Origin of the sequence: Rhodococcus sp. NPDC057297 (assembly GCF_042667435.1) — a bacterium.
Taxonomy (GTDB): domain Bacteria; phylum Actinomycetota; class Actinomycetes; order Mycobacteriales; family Mycobacteriaceae; genus Rhodococcoides.
The window spans coordinates 139,117-155,712 of sequence record NZ_JBHUZE010000008.1; the positions used below are offsets into that span (position 1 = coordinate 139,117).

12 protein-coding genes are annotated in these 16,596 nt (G+C 62.7%); 5 read left to right on the top strand and 7 right to left on the bottom strand.

Annotated elements, in window-relative coordinates; all coding sequences use genetic code 11:
- Window positions 1-412 precede the first annotated feature (412 nt).
- The 3 genes from ACFULT_RS21240 to ACFULT_RS21250 all read right to left on the bottom strand — a co-directional run bounded on the left by ACFULT_RS21240 (window position 413) and on the right by ACFULT_RS21250 (window position 3,893).
- Complete coding sequence (locus ACFULT_RS21240) at window positions 413-2,920, bottom strand: ATP-binding protein (protein ID WP_378482367.1); 2,508 nt, start codon at window positions 2,918-2,920, stop codon at window positions 413-415.
- A gap of 30 nt (window positions 2,921-2,950) precedes the next feature.
- Window positions 2,951-3,304, bottom strand: coding sequence for a hypothetical protein (locus tag ACFULT_RS21245; RefSeq protein ID WP_378482368.1), 354 nt, complete (start codon window positions 3,302-3,304; stop codon window positions 2,951-2,953).
- A 163-nt stretch (window positions 3,305-3,467) separates the two neighbouring features.
- Window positions 3,468-3,893 carry a hypothetical protein gene (locus tag ACFULT_RS21250; RefSeq protein WP_378482369.1) on the bottom strand — a complete coding sequence of 142 codons (426 nt, stop codon included), beginning with the start codon at window positions 3,891-3,893 and terminating at the stop codon, window positions 3,468-3,470.
- Window positions 3,894-3,902: 9 nt separating this feature from the next.
- Here ACFULT_RS21250 and ACFULT_RS21255 point away from each other — a divergent pair, with 9 nt between their 5' ends.
- The gene (locus ACFULT_RS21255) at window positions 3,903-5,048 is read left to right on the top strand and encodes a hypothetical protein (RefSeq protein ID WP_378482370.1); all 1,146 of its coding nucleotides are present in this window, start codon (window positions 3,903-3,905) and stop codon (window positions 5,046-5,048) included.
- A 409-nt stretch (window positions 5,049-5,457) separates the two neighbouring features.
- Here ACFULT_RS21255 and ACFULT_RS21260 read toward each other — a convergent pair whose 3' ends face one another.
- Window positions 5,458-6,585, bottom strand: a complete 1,128-nt coding sequence (locus tag ACFULT_RS21260) for a hypothetical protein (protein ID WP_378482371.1) — start codon at window positions 6,583-6,585, stop codon at window positions 5,458-5,460.
- 399 nt (window positions 6,586-6,984) lie between these two features.
- On the opposite strand from ACFULT_RS21260, the gene ACFULT_RS21265 reads away from it, so the two are divergent.
- A complete protein-coding gene (locus ACFULT_RS21265) occupies window positions 6,985-7,821 on the top strand; it encodes a hypothetical protein (RefSeq protein WP_378482372.1) in 837 nt (278 codons plus the stop codon).
- 122 nt (window positions 7,822-7,943) lie between these two features.
- On the opposite strand, the gene ACFULT_RS21270 is transcribed toward ACFULT_RS21265, so the two are convergent.
- The 3 genes from ACFULT_RS21270 to ACFULT_RS21280 form a co-directional block, all read right to left on the bottom strand.
- Window positions 7,944-8,687: an HD domain-containing protein gene (locus ACFULT_RS21270; protein ID WP_378482373.1), complete on the bottom strand. Its 744-nt coding sequence runs from the start codon at window positions 8,685-8,687 to the stop codon at window positions 7,944-7,946.
- Window positions 8,688-8,713: 26 nt separating this feature from the next.
- Window positions 8,714-10,072: a hypothetical protein gene (locus ACFULT_RS21275; RefSeq protein WP_378482374.1), complete on the bottom strand. Its 1,359-nt coding sequence runs from the start codon at window positions 10,070-10,072 to the stop codon at window positions 8,714-8,716.
- A 229-nt stretch (window positions 10,073-10,301) separates the two neighbouring features.
- Window positions 10,302-11,135: a PaaX family transcriptional regulator C-terminal domain-containing protein gene (locus ACFULT_RS21280; protein ID WP_378482375.1), complete on the bottom strand. Its 834-nt coding sequence runs from the start codon at window positions 11,133-11,135 to the stop codon at window positions 10,302-10,304.
- 126 nt (window positions 11,136-11,261) lie between these two features.
- Between ACFULT_RS21280 and ACFULT_RS21285 the strand changes: the two genes are divergently transcribed.
- From ACFULT_RS21285 to ACFULT_RS21295, 3 genes are read left to right on the top strand one after another with little or no spacing between them, the layout of a single operon-like run.
- Window positions 11,262-12,839 carry a long-chain fatty acid--CoA ligase gene (locus ACFULT_RS21285; RefSeq protein WP_378482376.1) on the top strand — a complete coding sequence of 526 codons (1,578 nt, stop codon included), beginning with the start codon at window positions 11,262-11,264 and terminating at the stop codon, window positions 12,837-12,839.
- Window position 12,840: 1 nt separating this feature from the next.
- On the top strand, window positions 12,841-15,609 hold the full coding sequence (locus tag ACFULT_RS21290; RefSeq protein WP_378482377.1) for an acetoacetate--CoA ligase: 2,769 nt from the start codon (window positions 12,841-12,843) through the stop codon (window positions 15,607-15,609).
- Entirely contained in the window at window positions 15,606-16,553 is a 948-nt protein-coding gene (locus tag ACFULT_RS21295) for a 3-hydroxyacyl-CoA dehydrogenase NAD-binding domain-containing protein (RefSeq protein ID WP_378482378.1), read from the top strand. Before ACFULT_RS21290 ends, ACFULT_RS21295 begins: the two co-directional genes overlap by 4 nt.
- The last annotated feature ends 43 nt before the right edge of the window (window positions 16,554-16,596 follow it).

The window sequence follows — 16,596 nt, forward strand, 5'->3', positions numbered from 1 at the left end:
TCCGATCTCGGGAACCCAGTTGCCGATGAAGATGATCAGGGTCGGTATTCCGACGACCGCGAGCAAAGATCGTACGTACTTGTCGATCGAACTCTCGGGTTTGGCCGGTCCCGACGTGGTCGCCTGGACAATCGGAGTGTTGAGGTCATCGTCAGCATGTCCGACGTCCGACCGCTCGATCTTCACACCGCCACCGTCGTAGCGCGTCATATCGATTTTGTTCGCTGGCGCAGTCGTAGCTCTCGGTGGTGGTTTCGACTCACCGGCTTCCCGTCGAACCCAGGGTTTCGGCGTAGGTCCCGCTGCAGGCGGAGCGGCTGGCTCGACCGGGGTAGCAGGTGCCAACGCTGGAGACCCGGTGTCCGGCTCAGGCGACGTGAAGTACGACGCGAGATCGGCTGTCCGGTCGTTGTCATTGTTCGCCATGTGAACTCCTGTGTGCAGTGGAGGCTGAGGATCTGGTGGGGGCCAAAGTGTCCATGGCAGATGCCAACTCGGTGAGAGACTTGAGGAAGTGTCGAGACGAGCGCGACGCTGGTTCTAGTGCGACTACGTGGCCCGCGGTGCACCAGGCTTCGGCCCTGGTTATGCGCGAGGCGTTGTATTCCGCGAAGACATCTTCGATCAGACCGTCGTCGGCGGGATGGTTTCGAAGCCTGGATGTTGCGTAGTCGAGACCCGTGCACATCGAGGGACATCCGATGCACATCACAGGATGAACGTCGTCGCTTCCGAGGCTGTGCCTGCTCGTAAGAAGGAGGCTAGGCGGCCGCGACGTTGGCGGTGAGACTTGGACCATGGCCGATTGCACACGCTCAGCGGCGTAGACGACCGCTGTACCGACATCGAGCCGTGCGAGGTCTTGCGCCTGCCGCTCGTTGAGCAACAGTGCATTCCCGAGCATCTCGCGTTCGGTGCTGTCGACTATTCGGTGGCATATGAGACTGCCGATCACTTTCCTCAACGTTGCATCGAGCGTCGACGGGGCCTGGTCGCAGATGATGAAACCTTCTCCGCTTCCACGCAACTCGGCCACGGCCTCGACGAGGAGTCGGACTCCCTCGGACTGAGAATCGCTCCGGCTCGACAAGACTCGGTGCGCTTCTTCGAGCACGGTGACGTGCGCGAGGCGTCCGGCAGGCGGGTGCGCTTCACGATACGACGCAAGACCGGCTATGAGAAGAGCAAACACCAGCGAGCGTTCGGTCGGACCCGCAAATGCTCGGAACTCGACGACGGTGGGTGTACTCAGGAGCCTCTCCCAGTCGATCCCCGCATCCGGCCCCGTCGCGAACGCCGAGCCCATCGGTCCTCGAACCAGCGACTCGAGTCGTCCGAGTAAGGACCCGATGATCTCCGATCGGGTGTTGGGGGAGTAGTCCGAAGTCCGGATCATGTCGCCCACTGTCCGATAGAAATCTCGCAGTGTCGGCGCCTCCGATGTCTCGTAGCACTTGTACAGAGCACGGCTCAGCAGGATGTATCCGAACGGCCAGCTCTCCGAGAGCCTGAGCGCAACGTCGAAGGCGCCCACCACTCGTGCGGCGTGCGCCGCTGTGTCGCAGCCAGGTGGAACGACGAAGGGGTTGAACGCCGGATGCGCCGGACCGAGAACAACGTGTTCGACTCCGTCGTCCGCGAGTCTCGCCGCGAGGTCCGCATAGTCCGACTTCGCTGGGTCGAGAACCAAGAACGGCACTCTGTGGTCCAGCCAGAGTTGTTCGAGCAGACGCTGTACAGAGGTGGTCTTGCCGAAACCGGGGAGGCCGGCGAGCATGACATGGCGATTGATCTCGGACAAAGACAGCTCGACAGTTCCACCGGTCAAACCGACGCCCAGAATGCACGCAGGACCGTTGCTTCCTGTCAGCTGCAGTTGTGGTGATCGCGGCAGTGTCGTAAGAGGTGAGCTGGCAATGCCCGGCAAGCCGCCGACAGGTGGCTGGGGAAAACGGACTACCGCGCCCGCCCGGGAGGGGGACGAGATCTCGACCAGTTCACGTACGAGTTTGTCTGTGAGGTCGAACCCCCAGTCGTGCGCCACCGCGAGGGTCAACAATTCCTCGGCGTCGAATCGTTCGAGACCCGAGGGCCGCACGATGTCGAAACCGCCAAGGCCGGTGAGATCCATTCCGATCGATTCCACCATCCCTGGTAGAAGGCCGTTCGTGCTCACGGCGGCCACCCTGACCTTCAGCGCGGCGCGCGGCAGGTCGCGTAGTACCTCGATGCTCTCCATCAAAATCTGGTCGCCGAGCTTGTCAGTTCGACGGTCTGGGTCGAATCGAAGCAATGCCACTGTGTCTGAAAGGTGCCCGAGCAGTTCGACGCTGGGAACGGTCCTTTCCGCATGAAGGATCAAGCCGCATCGGCCCTCGTGGTACGACAACATCTCGACCGCGCGCCGAAGAGCGTGCGGCTCGGGTGCCCACTGCAAGACCGCGACATGGGTCGCATCTCGTGCGGTAGGGTCAGCCGATCGTCCGACATCCGCGTCCTCGAGTCTCCGCCGAACCTCCGCGATGTCCGGATGAGCACCGCCCTGGGTCAAGAACCAGAACAGATCCGTTGTGTCCTCGCCGCTAGCGGGTAGCAGATCCAGCTCTGCGGGCAGATTCGTGACGACGAGGTTGCCGAGCGTCTTCGCGTCTTCGACGGTGGTTGCCGCGCCCACAATCCACGCGCTGACCGTACCTGGATGAGACGCGCTTCGAGCTGCCGAGTGCAAGCGCAATTGCAGGGCGGAGCCCTCGGCAGCCGCATAGGCAAGAGCCTCTGCAAGATTGAGGTACGCACGTCGAACCGTATCGAGCCCGTACAGCTCTTCTTCGACCATACTGTCGGGCAAGACTGGCACCCGCGCGGCCCATGCCCAACGGTCACGGTCGATGTGCACCATTTCGAGCGTATTGATGTTCACGCTACTACCGGCCGTTCGCTACCCGGTCCGTCACAACAACCCGCCGGAAGCGTCCGACGAGGAGTCGTCCGTGGATTCGGCAGCGTCACTGGCCTCTTCGGCGGTAGTCGTGTCCTCGGATAGTTCGACGTCCTCAGGTGGCGCGTGATCTGCATACTCGGGTTCGGCTACCTGTTCGGAGACGGATTCATCGCGCTGCGCCCTCGCTTCACCGAACTGAGCCACCGCCTCTGCGGCGTTGACATGTGCGCCGACCAGCGGCGCGAGAAACTCATTTCTTTCCGCGAGGTCAGCGGCCGCGGGCGGCGGGGCAGTCGCGTTCAGAAACACCGCCGCCCCTCCGACAACTTTGCCGGCAATATCGTCGAAACGTGAGTTGCCCACCTGCGCCGCCTTGATTATCCAGTTCGCTGTTTCGGGACGATCAGCTGAAGGAGGTCAAACCTACTACAGCTTGACAAGCTTGGCAGAATTGCGAGAGATGTTGGTGGGCATGATCATTCGGTTGAATTACGTGCCGTGCCGCTACCCTGATTCCGTACGATGGTCAATCGGTCGAACGACCGACACTGGCGAGTAGGAGAGTGTGATGTCCGGTGTGCCTCAGTTGTTGGGCGATACATTCCCGATCCAGGGCAGACTCAGTCCGGAGCCAGGCCAGTGGCTCGTCATCTTCAAGAAGGGTGGCGGTCGTCAACTGATCAAAGCTGGTCAACGACGATGGGACTTCGGTCTCGGTCAGTTCCAGGCCGCGTCCTATGCGAAGCTGCGCACGAGCACCGTGACGGTCGATATCCGCTTCTCCCACGTCCCGCTGGGTGACTCGCTGTTTCTCCCGTCGGCAGCCATCACCCTCGGCTTTCGAATCGATCCGGAGTCGGATCAGGTGGGACTCCTTGCGCTGCTCGAATCGGAAGGCGCGGCGTTCACGACGGCGATCGAATCGCGGTTGACGGATGCCCTCGAGCGTCATGTTCGTACGATGCTCGCAGGCGCCGACCCACTGAAGATTTACAGTGCGGGATTCGCTGAGTTCGTATTCCCCGGGGGGACGGTCCGACTCGACGAGAAGTTCATCCATGTCACGATGGCACGGGTCATCGATGTCACGTGGCCGGAAGGCGTACTGGCTCAAATCGCCAACATGGATTCCAAAGTCGCCGAGGTTGCGCTCACCGAGATCGAAGTACGTGCCGCGCAACGCCGCCGTGAAGCCGAACTCATCGAGGTCGACCACGAAGGTCAGTTGGCGATGGCGAGAGCGCACGTCGATGCGGAGATTGCGCTCAAACGTGTGGTGGCCGAACGCGCTGACGAGTTCGAACGTGCAGCACTGGCAGGCCGGATCCAGTTTGCACAGGTTGAAGCGGCTCAGAAGCTATCCCGTGAGCTCAACATTCCGCTGATGTCGATCCCAGGTCCGTGGACTGCTATGCAGGACCGAAACGCAGAGTTACTTGGTAAAGCACTCGAGAACCACACCTTGAGCCGTCGCCCGGAAATTCTGCAGGCATTGGTGGCGTTGACCTCTGGCCAGAGCGTGGGCAACGTCATTCTGGAACGGCAGGCCGAGCAGGTACTGGACAGCGTGGATCCCGACCGGGTACGCAACGAGACGATCACCAACCAGCTCGACGTGGGACAGAGCGCAGACATCCTCGACAAGGCCAGCTTTCAGCTGGACGCAGGGCTGAACGGGATTTGGGAATCCCTCGACACCGGCGTCGGCCTCAAAGGCGCAAGCTACAGCCTGTCCGGTACCGAGGCGTCGATCATCCTTGTGGCCGACCGGGACATCCCTGTTCCTGATGGGCTACGAACCAGAATCATCGAAGTCATGAATCTCGATGAGTTCTCCAAGGTACGTTTCGACTTGGTCACCGGCTCCACCGTGCGAATAGTGTTGAGACAGTTGATCACGCGGTTTGCAAAGTTGCCTCCCGGGATCGACTTCGACCTTTACCTACGTCAACGAGCGGATGGCAGGGGTGAGATCGTGGTCGAGCTCCGGGGCGACCGCGACGAATGTGAGCGGATCATTGCTCGGGTGAACAACCCGCACGAGCCCTGGTTACTGGCGGCTGAGAACATTTTCGCTCGCGGGCGTCTGCGCTTCGATAGGAGGTAGTAATCAGCAACCGCCTTTTGTTTGCTGAACGAAGCAAGGAATTCTGACTCGCGGAACTCTGGGAGCGACCGGAGCTTTTATCATGGAAATTCGGGGCCAACATTTTAGCGTCCATCGCAGCAGTCAAGGTGCTGGGCGTAGTCGTGCTGCGGGAGGGGCGCCCACAGCGTCGTCGCGGTCCATCGAACTCATGCAGGCAATCGAGGTTGTGTCACGCTAGGGCTGGTAGTTCGAAAGTCGTTCCCTACGAGTGGCTAGGTCGACTCGGGTCGCCCAGTTGGAGCGACTGAGTATTCTGCCATGGTGGACAGTGACAACGAGAGAATCGAGATGAAGACAAAGGCACGCCTGACTGGTAGCGGTAGATCTGACAAAATGTTTTTCACGCGTGAGTCGCCCGGCGGCTGCGTCAGCACATGCCGTTGCTGTTGCCGGGGTTGAACGTTTCCCCCTGCGATGGGAAATACCAGGCAATTTTCGAGTATGCGCGGCTACCGTCGCAGACTTGGATGTCGAAGGCGACCACCTCGACCGGCATCATCTCGGCGTCAGCAACCGACGTGACCACGTACAGCGCCTGCCCATGACCTGTTGCGTGATCGTCGCCCCACGAGTCCCAGGCGATCTCGCTCACCATCCCGCTTGGCGATCCGCCGAAATATACTGTCTCCGGTGTTGTTTCGCCGTAACCGATGGAGTTCGAAGGTGCAATCCGTCCGCCGAGAATGATATTCGGATCGAGCGCCGAGACCGTCACGGGAAACGGGGGTGGAGTTTCGTAGGCTGGTTCGCACTCGAATGTTCCCGTCTTGGCGATCTTGTCTGGGCTCACGTACTGGCCGGGGATTCGTGCAGTGTCGGTGCGTGCCCAGGCGCCACCATTCCAGGTGGAGGTGACCGTTTCAGTGTAGGCGCCGCCGGGTGTTGGTATCCCGTAGCTGCTTTCACCTTCCGTCGTGACCACACCGACCGAGCCGGGTGCTGGGCACCGGACCAGTACGCGGAGTCCCTCCGTCGGGACGGTCCACGCGGTGGGGTCTTCGAACTCCGATGCCAACACTGGCGGTGCCGGAACGACGATGGGCCCGTCATCCCAACTGATGACGCCGAACAGTTCCGAACCACCGAGTCCGAACTTGGCGTCGACGACAATGTCGGCACCCACCGGGCGTGTGATGTGGAATGCCCCGACGAAGACGTTCGACGGGGTGATGTCCTGACGAAGTATGTGCATGTCGGCGACGCTGGCGGTAGAAACTTCGCCTCCGGTGTCGATCCTGACCGTGACGAGGCCGTCGACCAGTTCGACACCGATGTTGTCGGTAGCGCCGTCGCCATCGACATCGGTCGATGCGACAACCTCGCACGGTCCGCGGGAACCGTCACAGGGGTTGCCGGCCGGCGTGCTGTCCTGTGCGGTGGATTCGGACGGTGATTGCTGAGAATGGTCTGGATTCTCGGCCGTGTTTGCGCAGCCGGCGCCGACGGCCAGAAGCACCGACGTGAACAAGACCAACAGCAGGCGGTAGCGGCGCATGACCGGCAATGTTAGAGCTGGTCGTCGGGGAGCGGTATCCGCCGAACGGCCGAAATCTTTCTTTGCTCGAGTGATTTATCTGAGTGGGGAATGCTCGCCTTCCTGGAGGCGGAAGCTCTCTGGCCATTGCGGAAACGTCATGCGAACGGCGGACTGTGCAGGTTCGTGGAGGGGTTTACCGTCGACAACATGTCGACGCATGTGAGGACACCGCGTGTGAGGACACTGTGCGCTGCAGCCGCTATCGCGATGTCGGTTACTGCCTGCGCGTCGGCAGTCTCTCCATCACCAGTGGCTGAACCGACGCAGTCCGCCGAGTTGCAGTCGAGTGGATTCGTGACAATTGTTCCGGAACCGAGCGAACAAGAACCTGCTGAGGCGACGTCGGAGCCAAACCTTGTGGATCCATCGACGTTCGCTGTCTACGCCGGCGGGGCTGCGGGTTATTACTTCACCACGCCTAGCGGTTTGTGGCGGTGCGCCATCCTCGGCGACAGTGCGCAGCGAGGTCCCGACGAACGTATGACGGGATGCCAGCCCAAGACGAGTACGGACATGGCGGTGGCGGGCGCACCGCAGGTTCAGCAGTTCGGCTCCTCGAAGATGGGTGCGCCGAATGCGATTCTCGTGAACGCTGTTGAGCCCGCACGTTTCGCAAGTTTGAGCCAAGCATTGTTCTGGCGCATGGACGGGCTGACGCCGGTCCTGCCGTACGGTGAGACGCTGGCCGTCGACGGGTTCACATGCAACGTCCAAGAATCCGGCGTGTCGTGCCGTTCTGACAACACGGGTCACGGGTTCCAGTTCTCCACCAATGGTTACGTCTTCGAGTATGCGGAGGCATCCGGAGTTGCCCATGCTTCCCCGCAGAGGGCGGCAGAGCCAGTTCTCGGACGCGTATGGGGACCGCATCAAGCTGGCTACGGCGAGGTCCGTCCACCACAGGTTTTCAATGGCGGAAGTCCCTCGGGAATGATCGACGGCATCGTGTGGAACGAGTGGGGAGGACCGGTAGCCTCCGGAATCGGTGAGGCACCCAATGTCGCAGTCGCAGACAGCGTTGCCACGGCGCCGATCGAACCGTCAACGGTTGTCGGCTACGACCTCGGCGACTGCGACGGAAGGTGGATGTACAAGTCCGTGGTGTGGTTCTTCCCCCAGAACGGTGAAACATTCGAGTCTGTAAGGGGCAGCCGTGGTCTCGATTCGTGTGAGGAGATCCCATATGTGGGTTGACCGCCTCGAATGCCGAATTTCGACGAGTTCGCGTTGACGAAGGCTGTGAGCTACATCGAGTTCTCCGGTGACGACCGGCGAGATCGTTGTCCTCGATGTCGTCGGTCAGCGCCTTGACAAGCCTAGGCAGTTGCCGAGCCCGCCAGGCTTGCTGCCAGTCTCGACAGCTTCGCTTCGATGACCGTGAGGCCGTTTGGGTTCAGATCGAGTGCCGTTGTCAGTCCGTCGAGGGCATTGGTGAAGATCGGTACCAATGGCGCGTACTTGGCCTGCAGTTTCGCTCGCTTGGCGTCGTCCTGTAGATACTGCACGCTGCCGGCGTTGTCGATGAAGTCGGCGTATTTGACGAGGAAGACCTTGGGGTCGGTGATGACGTCCGCAACGTGCTGGGCATAGGCGGCGTTCTTCTCTGCCTTCGTCAAGGGGATAGAGCTCGGTGGGTTGGTGACTGCTGCAACGAGTCTCGCGGTCTCGTGGCCGAAATGTTTCTCGATCAACAGGAGTGCGTTCTCGGCTGGCAGGCCCTGAGCTGCGCCGAGGACCTTCACGATGTTCTCGGGCTGGTCTTCGACGGTGTCGTGTAGTGCGGTGGCGGCGAGTACGTCGGTGTCGGCGCAGCCGAGCCGGACCAGACGCAGGACGTTCCTGAGCGGATGGACGATGTACGGATCCACCGGGTAGGTGGCGCGGCCGATGCGGGTCTGCGACAGGTGGACGGCCGTGGCAATTTCTATTGCGTAGCGGAGTGTGCCGATGTCGACCCGATCGTGATCGACTTCGTGGTCGATCGCGAAAACGAGTGCGGCGGAATCCATCTTCTTGAGTTTCGTTGCTCTGAAGGTGGCGGCGAGGGGGCTGTCGGTCATCGGGGTCTCCGATTCGGTAGTGGGGATCACGAGGAGCGGGGGAGTTCATCGGCGGTGCGATAGGAGCATCCGAGTGCATCGGCTGTGTCGAAGCCTGCCTTGTCTCGAAACCACGAGGTGCAGGTCTGGGCGACCAGTCGGACATCGCGGGTGAACAGGTATCCGTCGGTGCAGTCGTCGAAGTATCCGTCGTAGTGCCAGGTATCGAGGGCGAGACCGTCGGACGAGTAGTCCGCGAACGACAGTCGTTCGAGCACTTGCTTCGACAGCCTGAGCATCAGGACGCCGTCGCTGAGGAAGACGACCTGGGCGCAGACGACGGGGCTGTCGTCGGACTCGTCGTAGTCCTGTGGACCGAGTTCGATCAGGAAGCCCAGAGGTTGGTCGTACATGGACTCGGCCAGCCATTCCGTCATCGCGTCCCAGGGATCGACGTCGAGCCGTGTGCCGTCTACGACGAATGCGTCGAGGTTCGAGCCCTGCGGGATGGGCGCTTCCCAGGCATCGAGGATGTCGCCGTCGCAGACGGAGTTCAGGTTTCCGTCATCGTCGCGCCAGACGGCCCCGAAGCCGAAGTCGCTGGTGTCTGTGATTCCGTCTACGGACGTGTGGATGATGCTCCACCCTTCGAGCCGGACCCGGAGATCGGTGACGACGACGGTCCGATCACCGTCGTCGGTCACGTAGCGCCACTCGGGGAGCCGCGGCTGAGCTGCATCGATTTCGACAACGTCGTCGTACAGAGCGACCTCGGCCCGGTAGATGTCGGCACGCACGGACCGGACTCGGGTGATCGTGCGGTCTCGGTCGAGGGTGATCGACGGTTTGGCGATCGAGAGTCCGGCCGTAACTGGCGATTCTCGTGTTTCGAGGATGACCTGCGGCCGCCCGGCCGCAGAGCGACTCAGCCGCACGTTGCGAGGATCGTTGAGCACCATCGTCAGTCGGTCGTCGCGGAGGTGGCGCGTTGTTCCGCTCTCGGGTTCGACCTCGACGATCACTGTCGAGCAGCGGCGGGGGTCGGCCTGGGCCGACCACTCCGGCAGATCGCCGAGATCGTCCAGCTCATGGTCGAAGAACGGCTCGTCCAGCCACAGATCGGATCGGCAGACTTCGACGCCGGCAACCGGCCATGCCTGGTTGACTGTCTTGGCGACGTCGAGCGCTAGGAGGCCGGCTTTCACCCAGTCGGTGTGCTCGGAGTCGAAGTAGACCAGTGCGTTCCCGAGAGGGGACTCGTCTACGTGCGCGTTGTCGCGGCGGACGGCGTGGATCAGATCAATACGGCGGTGGGGTGTGAGGTCTTCGAAGCGAAGGTCGACCTCGACGACGATGTTGAAGGCTAGTGGGTCGGTTGGCGTGCGGGCAGGGGTGGGTAGTTCCATACTGCTCATTTCTGTCGAATGGACGTGAATGTCAGCGAAGTGCTGTCTCGAGAAGGAACGCCGACACCATCTTTATACCGTGCCGCACTGACAGACTTTTCGAGCTGTGCACGGACGTTTCGACGGTGGACCTCGTCGTTCGTCGGGGCTTCGCCCAGGTGTGTGAAAACGCATCTTCGCACCGGGCCGAGGGGACGAACCGAGCTCCTGGCCGACACAGAAGTATGCGCTACCGCGAGATCGTGCTGCGTCGCATGAGTTCGAGACCGTTCGATGCGCGTTCGAACTCGGAATCGAGTTTCCTGAATATAGTGTCAGCCGTTGTGGCTGGCCATCTTTCAGGTAGCAGCGCGGTAGGAAGCAGCGGGTCGGCACGGCCCAAGGACAACCAATGCGCCTGCAGTCGAATTCGCGCCGCGAACGCATCTTCGGCATTCAGGTCCACGGGCGTCCGGCCCCACCTGTCGGAGAATTCCATGTACCGGTCGGAGATCGCGTCCAAATCGTAGGCCGTTGCCACCAAGGATTCATCGCTGGTCGGCGGTGATGTTCGACCGACCATGACGGTGATGTCGGTGTCGGCGAATTCCGCCCCGAGGATCGACTGCACGTCGTGGCGACGCGGCGCCACCCACAGACCTGATGGGACATAGCCGAAACCCGACCACCCGAGCCTCGACCGAGCGCGGTGACGTAAGTGACGGGAATCCTCGGGAACGGAGAGGGCAACCGTCGTCCACGTGCCGTCCCAGTCGGCGTCGCCTGCCCCGCGCCAGACCTTGCGTGAACCGTCGTCCAACACAGCCGATCCGCGGGGCGTCAGAGCGTAAAACGTGTTGCGTCCGTGCTTGGACCGCTCCAGAATTCCTCGTTCGGTCATCCGTGCGAGAAGGGATCGTGTCGCAGACTGCCCGACGTCCAACCATCCGAATATTTCGACGATGCACCCTCCGCTGATCGCGATCGGCCTCCTGAGCAGATGCATTCCGAGAAAGGCAAGCAGGAGCGACTGCGGGGTGCTCGTGACTGCGGATGTCGAATCGGCAGGCGCGCTGTTCTGCATGTGGCGAGTCTAGTTTGCCGCGGCACCGGCAAAAGCGACTCGGTTCATTGACGTGACGTAACTCAAGTGCGTAGCATTCGAGGTGCTCCTGGGGAGCATTCCACTCCGACAACCAGTGAGGATTCCGTGCGTCAGAGTCCAGCCGCGATGGCGGCCAATTCGTCGACGGTGGGTCGAGAAGCGGCCACGCCGAACTCGAGCCTGCTGACCACGCCCTACCGCCCTGGGCTCGCCACCCTGTCGGAACGCCGGGCCAGGATGAGCTCGGATGCCGCTGCGTTGATCTACCTCGGACATGAACTGACCTACCGCGAGGTGCACAACCGCGTCCTCACCCGCGCGGCAGAACTGCTCGAATCCGGGGTGGTGCCCGGCGATCGAATTGCGTACCTGGGTCCGAACCATCCCGCGCTCGTCGAGGTGATGCTTGCCGCCCTCCGCGTCGGGGCTATTTTCCTTCCCCTCAACCATCGGCTGTCCGCTCCCGAACTCGACTACCAGATATCCGACGCGGGCATTCGCATCGTCCTCGTCGACCGCGTCATGTTCGCGACCGCCGACGCGCTGGCCGGCGCCGTCGGCATCCAGTACGTCCAGTGGTCCACCGAGCCGGTCGAACCTCCGCCGTCACCGGCGCCTGCGGCCGAGGTCGGCGGCCAGGATCCCGCGTTCGTGCTCTACACGTCGGGCACGACGGGGCATCCCAAGGGCGCGATCCTCACCCACGAGAACCTGTTGTGGAACAGCTACAACGTGCTGTTGGACGTCGACGTATCGGCGGACGAGGTGGCCTTGGTGTCGGCTCCGTTGTTTCACGTCGCCGCTCTCGATCAGATCCTGCTGACAGTGCTGCTCAAGGGCGGCACGTGTGTTCTTGCGCCCAAGTGGGACGTGGACGATACCTTCGATCTCGTCGATCGCTACGGCGTGACGTGGATGTTCGGCGTGACGGCCATGTTTGCCCAGCTCAGTCGGTCGCCGCGCTGGCCCGACGCCGATCTGTCGTCCATCCGCAGCGTGATGTCCGGGGGAGCGCCGATACCGATCGGCCTCATCGAGACCTATCGGGCCAAGGGCATCACCTTCTGCCAAGGGTACGGAATGACCGAAACTGCGCCCGGTGCAACATTCCTCGGACCTCGCGATGCGGTCCGTAAGGCCGGATCAGCCGGCCACCAGGTGATGTTCGACGAGATTCGCATCGTCGACTGTAACGGCGAGTCGGTGCAAGCCGGTGTACCGGGCGAGGTGATCGTTCGTGGACCGAATGTCACACCCGGGTACTGGGGCAATGTGGCCGCGACCGAGGCGTCGTTCACCGACGGTGGTTGGTTCCACACCGGCGATGTCGCCTACCAGGACGACGAGGGCTATGTGTACATCGTCGACCGCTTGAAGGACATGTACATCTCGGGCGGCGAGAACGTCTATCCGGCCGAGGTCGAGAACGTCCTCCTGCAACACCCCGACGTGGTCGAGTGCGCCGTCGTCGGGACCGCAGACGGTACCTGGGGCGAGGTCGGGCACGCGTTCGTGACGCGTGTGCAGGGATCGACGCTCGACCGAGACGGGCTGTGCGCGTTCGCCGGCGAGCGCCTGGCGCGCTACAAGATCCCCAAGATCGTCACCTTCCTGCCTGAACTGCCGCGCACCGGCTCAGGAAAGATCCGCAAGCAGGACCTGCGCAGAATGGACCGCAACTGACATGGCCGACGCTGTCTCCCCTTCCCTGACCTTCGAACGCCGAGGTGACATCGGACTACTGACGCTCGATCGTCCGCACAAGCGGAATGCGTTGAACGACGCCACCATCCTCGCGCTCGAAGAATTCTTCCGGACTCCTCCTCAGGGCATCAAGGCCATCGTGCTGACGGCAACGGGTAACCACTTCTGCGCCGGACTCGATCTGTCCGAACTCGGTGAACGTGACGCAGTCGGCGGATTGCACCACTCGCGTATGTGGCACAAGGCGCTCGGCGAAATGGCCGACGGTACCGTGCCGGTCATCGCGTCGCTGCGCGGAGCCGTCGTCGGTGGTGGCCTCGAACTCGCCGCGGCAGCGCATATTCGGGTTGCCGAGCGCAGCACGTTCTTCGCGCTTCCCGAGGGTCAGCGCGGTCTGTTCGTCGGCGGCGGTGCGTCCGTTCGTGTGCCGCGGTTGATCGGGGTTGCGCGCATGCAGGACATGATGCTCACCGGGCGCGTCCTCACCGCCGACGAAGGCGAGCGTCTGGGGCTGACGTCCTACCTCGTCGACGACGGCGGCGCCGACGACCTGGCTCTCGAACTGGCCGCGAAGGTGGCTGGAAACTCGCCTGTCACCAACTATGCGGTGTTGCAGACACTTCCGGCCATAGCCGAAATCGGACCGAACGAGGGGCTGATGATGGAGTCCCTGATGGCCGCCGTCGCGCAGTCGAGTGTCGAAGCCAAGGAGAAGATAGCCGACTTCCTCGACGGGACCGGCCCGAAGGTGAAGGTTGCCGAGAAGCCGACCACAGCGGTGGCGGCATCGGCCCCGGCGGTTCTTCGGCCGGTTCCGGAGGACGCACGAAAGACCTCGAAGCTCGGCGCTTATCTCGACTGGCTCGACGCCGACCGCGGCCACCGGTTCGACGACTGGAAAGCCCTGCAGGCCTGGTCGAGTACCGACATCGAAGACTTCTGGGAGTCGATCTGGGACTATTTCGGCGTCGTCACGCACCAACCGTACGAGACGGTCCTCGACGCTCGCGTCATGCCAGGGGCGCGGTGGTTCCCTGGCGCCCTGATCAACTACACCGAGCAGTCACTGGGCACGGAGGACGATCTCGACAGCGTTGCGGTCTATGGACGGTCGCAGACGCGCGGTGATGTCAACATGACCTTCGGCGCCTTGCGTGACGAGGTTCGCCGCGTGCGCGCAGGCTTGATCGATCTCGGTGTCGGGCGGGGTGATCGCGTGGCCGGGTACCTCCCCAACATTCCCGAGACCCTCGTCGCGTTCTTGGCGACGGTCAGCATCGGTGCGATCTGGGCCGCATGCGCGCCGGAGTTCGGATCGCCCAGCGTCATCGACCGTTTCGATCAGGTCGAGCCCAAGGTCTTGTTCGTCGTCGGCGGCTACAAGTACGGCGCCAAAAGCATCGATCGGCGTGACGAGGTGGCGAGCATCCGTGCGGCATTGCCGTCGGTGCAGGCAGTTGTATCGGTTCGCTACGGCGACAACGTGGTCGAGGGATCCGGCGTCACGCCATGGGTAGGCCTGGGTACCCACGAGTCCGTTACGCCCGGTTCGTTGCCCGACGTCGAGCCGGTTCCCTTCGACCACCCGCTGATGGTGCTCTTCTCGTCGGGCACCACCGGTAAGCCGAAGGCGATCGTCCACGGGCACGGCGGGATTCTTCTGGAAACCCTGAAGAATCACGCACTGCACTTCGATCTAGGATCCGGCGATACGTTGTCGTGGTTCAGTACGACCGCGTGGATGATGTGGAACACTCTGGTCGGCGGACTCCTGGTCCGATCGTCGATCGTCATGATGGACGGCAATCCGATGTATCCCGATTCCAGCTATCAGTGGCGTATCGCTGCCGAGACCGGCGCGACCGTCATGGGGATGAGCCCTGGCGTCGTCATGAACGCTCGCAGTGAGGGATTCGAGCCGACCCAGAAGTTCGACCTGTCGGCGGTCCGTCAGTTCGGCGCCGCAGGAAGTCCGCTGCCGGTCGAAGGATACCGCTGGATCTGCGAGCGTTTCGGTCCCGGTGTTCTCCTCAATGTCGGAAGTGGAGGTACCGACGTGTGCACTGGGATCGTGCAGGCGTCACCGCTGACTCCTGTGTACGACGGCGAGATGTCCGGGGCGAGTCTCGGCTTCGCAGCGACCGCGTTCGACGACGCGGGCAACGAGATCGTCGGCGAGCTGGGCGAGCTGGTGATCACCGAGCCCGTTCCGTCGATGCCGGTGAAGTTCTGGGGCGATGGCGACGGATCCCGTTACCGAAGTGCGTATTTCGAGAAGTACCCGGGAGTCTGGTGCCATGGTGACTGGATTCGTTTCGGCGAATCCGGTGGCGTCGTCATCACCGGACGGTCCGACGCAACGCTCAACCGCGGTGGAGTTCGGCTCGGAACCGCCGAGTTCTATCGTGTTGTCGACGAGATGGACGGTGTGCGGGACTCGCTCGTCGTCCACCTGGAGGACGACCACGGCGGGATGGGTCGCCTGATGCTCTTCGTCGTGACCGACGACGGGGCGGACGTGGACGACGAGCTGAGGACGTCGATCGCGACGGCGCTGCGCACGGCATTGTCACCGCGGCATGTACCGGACGACATTCGAGCTGTCCCCGTCGTTCCGTACAACCGCACGGGGAAGAAACTCGAAATCCCCGTCAAGCGAATCCTGCTCGGCGCCGATCCGTCCACCGTGGTCTCCTCGGGTTCCTTGGCGCAGCCCGACTCCCTCGCCGCATTCGCGGGTGCGCTGTGACGCGATCCCGCGTCACGACGGTCGCCGTGGTCGGTACCGGCGTCATCGGCGCGGCCTGGGCGGCATCGTTCCTCGCCGCGGGTCTCGACGTGGTGGCGACCGATCCCGCCGAGGGTGCCGAGCAGAGGCTTCTCGATTCGCTCAGGCGGACGCTCGACATCGCGACGGAACTGTCGGGGCGATCGGCGGCGGACCGCGGCGACCTTCGGGTTGTGGGGTCGGTGGCCGAGGCCGTTCACGACGCGGACTTCGTCCAGGAGAGCGGACCCGAGCGGCTCGAACACAAAGGCGCGCTGCTGGTCGAGATCGATTCGTTCGCCCGACCGGGTGTCGTGGTCGCGTCGTCGACGTCGGGGCTCGCTCCCAGCGCACTGCAGAAGTTCGCCGCTGTCGATCCGGGCAGGGTGCTTGTGGGACATCCGTTCGATCCGGCCCACATCGTGCCGCTCGTCGAGGTGGTTCCTGGCTCCGCGACGACGTCCGAGCTCGCACAGGCCGCGGTCGATTTCTATCGGTCCGTCGGTAAGAAGCCGGTCTTGGTGCGTGCGGAGTTGCCGGGGCACATCACCAACCGTCTGCAGGCTGCGTTGTGGCGTGAGGCGTACTCGCTGGTGGACAGAGGCGTCGCGACCGTCGCCGACATCGACACCGCCATCTCCCATGGACCTGGTCTGCGGTGGGCGATCGTCGGTCCGTTGACCGCGCAGCACCTGTCGGGCGGCCAGGGCGGGATGCGGCATCTGCTCGAACACTTGGGTCCGCCGACCCAGAAATGGATGGACGATCTCGGTGAACCGCAACTCACCGCCGAACTCGCCCACAAGCTCGTCGCAGGCATGGACGAGGAGATGAACGGCATCGATCAAGCCGAGTTGCTCGCCGATCGTGACCGACTGTTGGTCGACATCATGAGACTCAAGCGCTCCAGCACCAACCTGCCCTGAGACCACGAGATTTTGTAAGGAGTACCGTGCCCTATACGCCAGC

What these genes read in the sequence shown, in the direction of transcription:
- ACFULT_RS21250 (WP_378482369.1), bottom strand. Translation starts at nt 3,893, where the DNA reads ATGACGCTCGAGGGCATCCGTCAACCGCGATTCGATCGCCGTCGTGAA.
- ACFULT_RS21255 (WP_378482370.1), top strand. Translation starts at nt 3,903, where the DNA reads ATGCTCGCAGGCGCCGACCCACTGAAGATTTACAGTGCGGGATTCGCT.
- ACFULT_RS21260 (WP_378482371.1), bottom strand. Translation starts at nt 6,585, where the DNA reads ATGCGCCGCTACCGCCTGCTGTTGGTCTTGTTCACGTCGGTGCTTCTG.
- ACFULT_RS21270 (WP_378482373.1), bottom strand. Translation starts at nt 8,687, where the DNA reads ATGACCGACAGCCCCCTCGCCGCCACCTTCAGAGCAACGAAACTCAAG.
- ACFULT_RS21275 (WP_378482374.1), bottom strand. Translation starts at nt 10,072, where the DNA reads ATGGAACTACCCACCCCTGCCCGCACGCCAACCGACCCACTAGCCTTC.
- ACFULT_RS21280 (WP_378482375.1), bottom strand. Translation starts at nt 11,135, where the DNA reads ATGCAGAACAGCGCGCCTGCCGATTCGACATCCGCAGTCACGAGCACC.
- ACFULT_RS21290 (WP_378482377.1), top strand. Translation starts at nt 12,841, where the DNA reads ATGGCCGACGCTGTCTCCCCTTCCCTGACCTTCGAACGCCGAGGTGAC.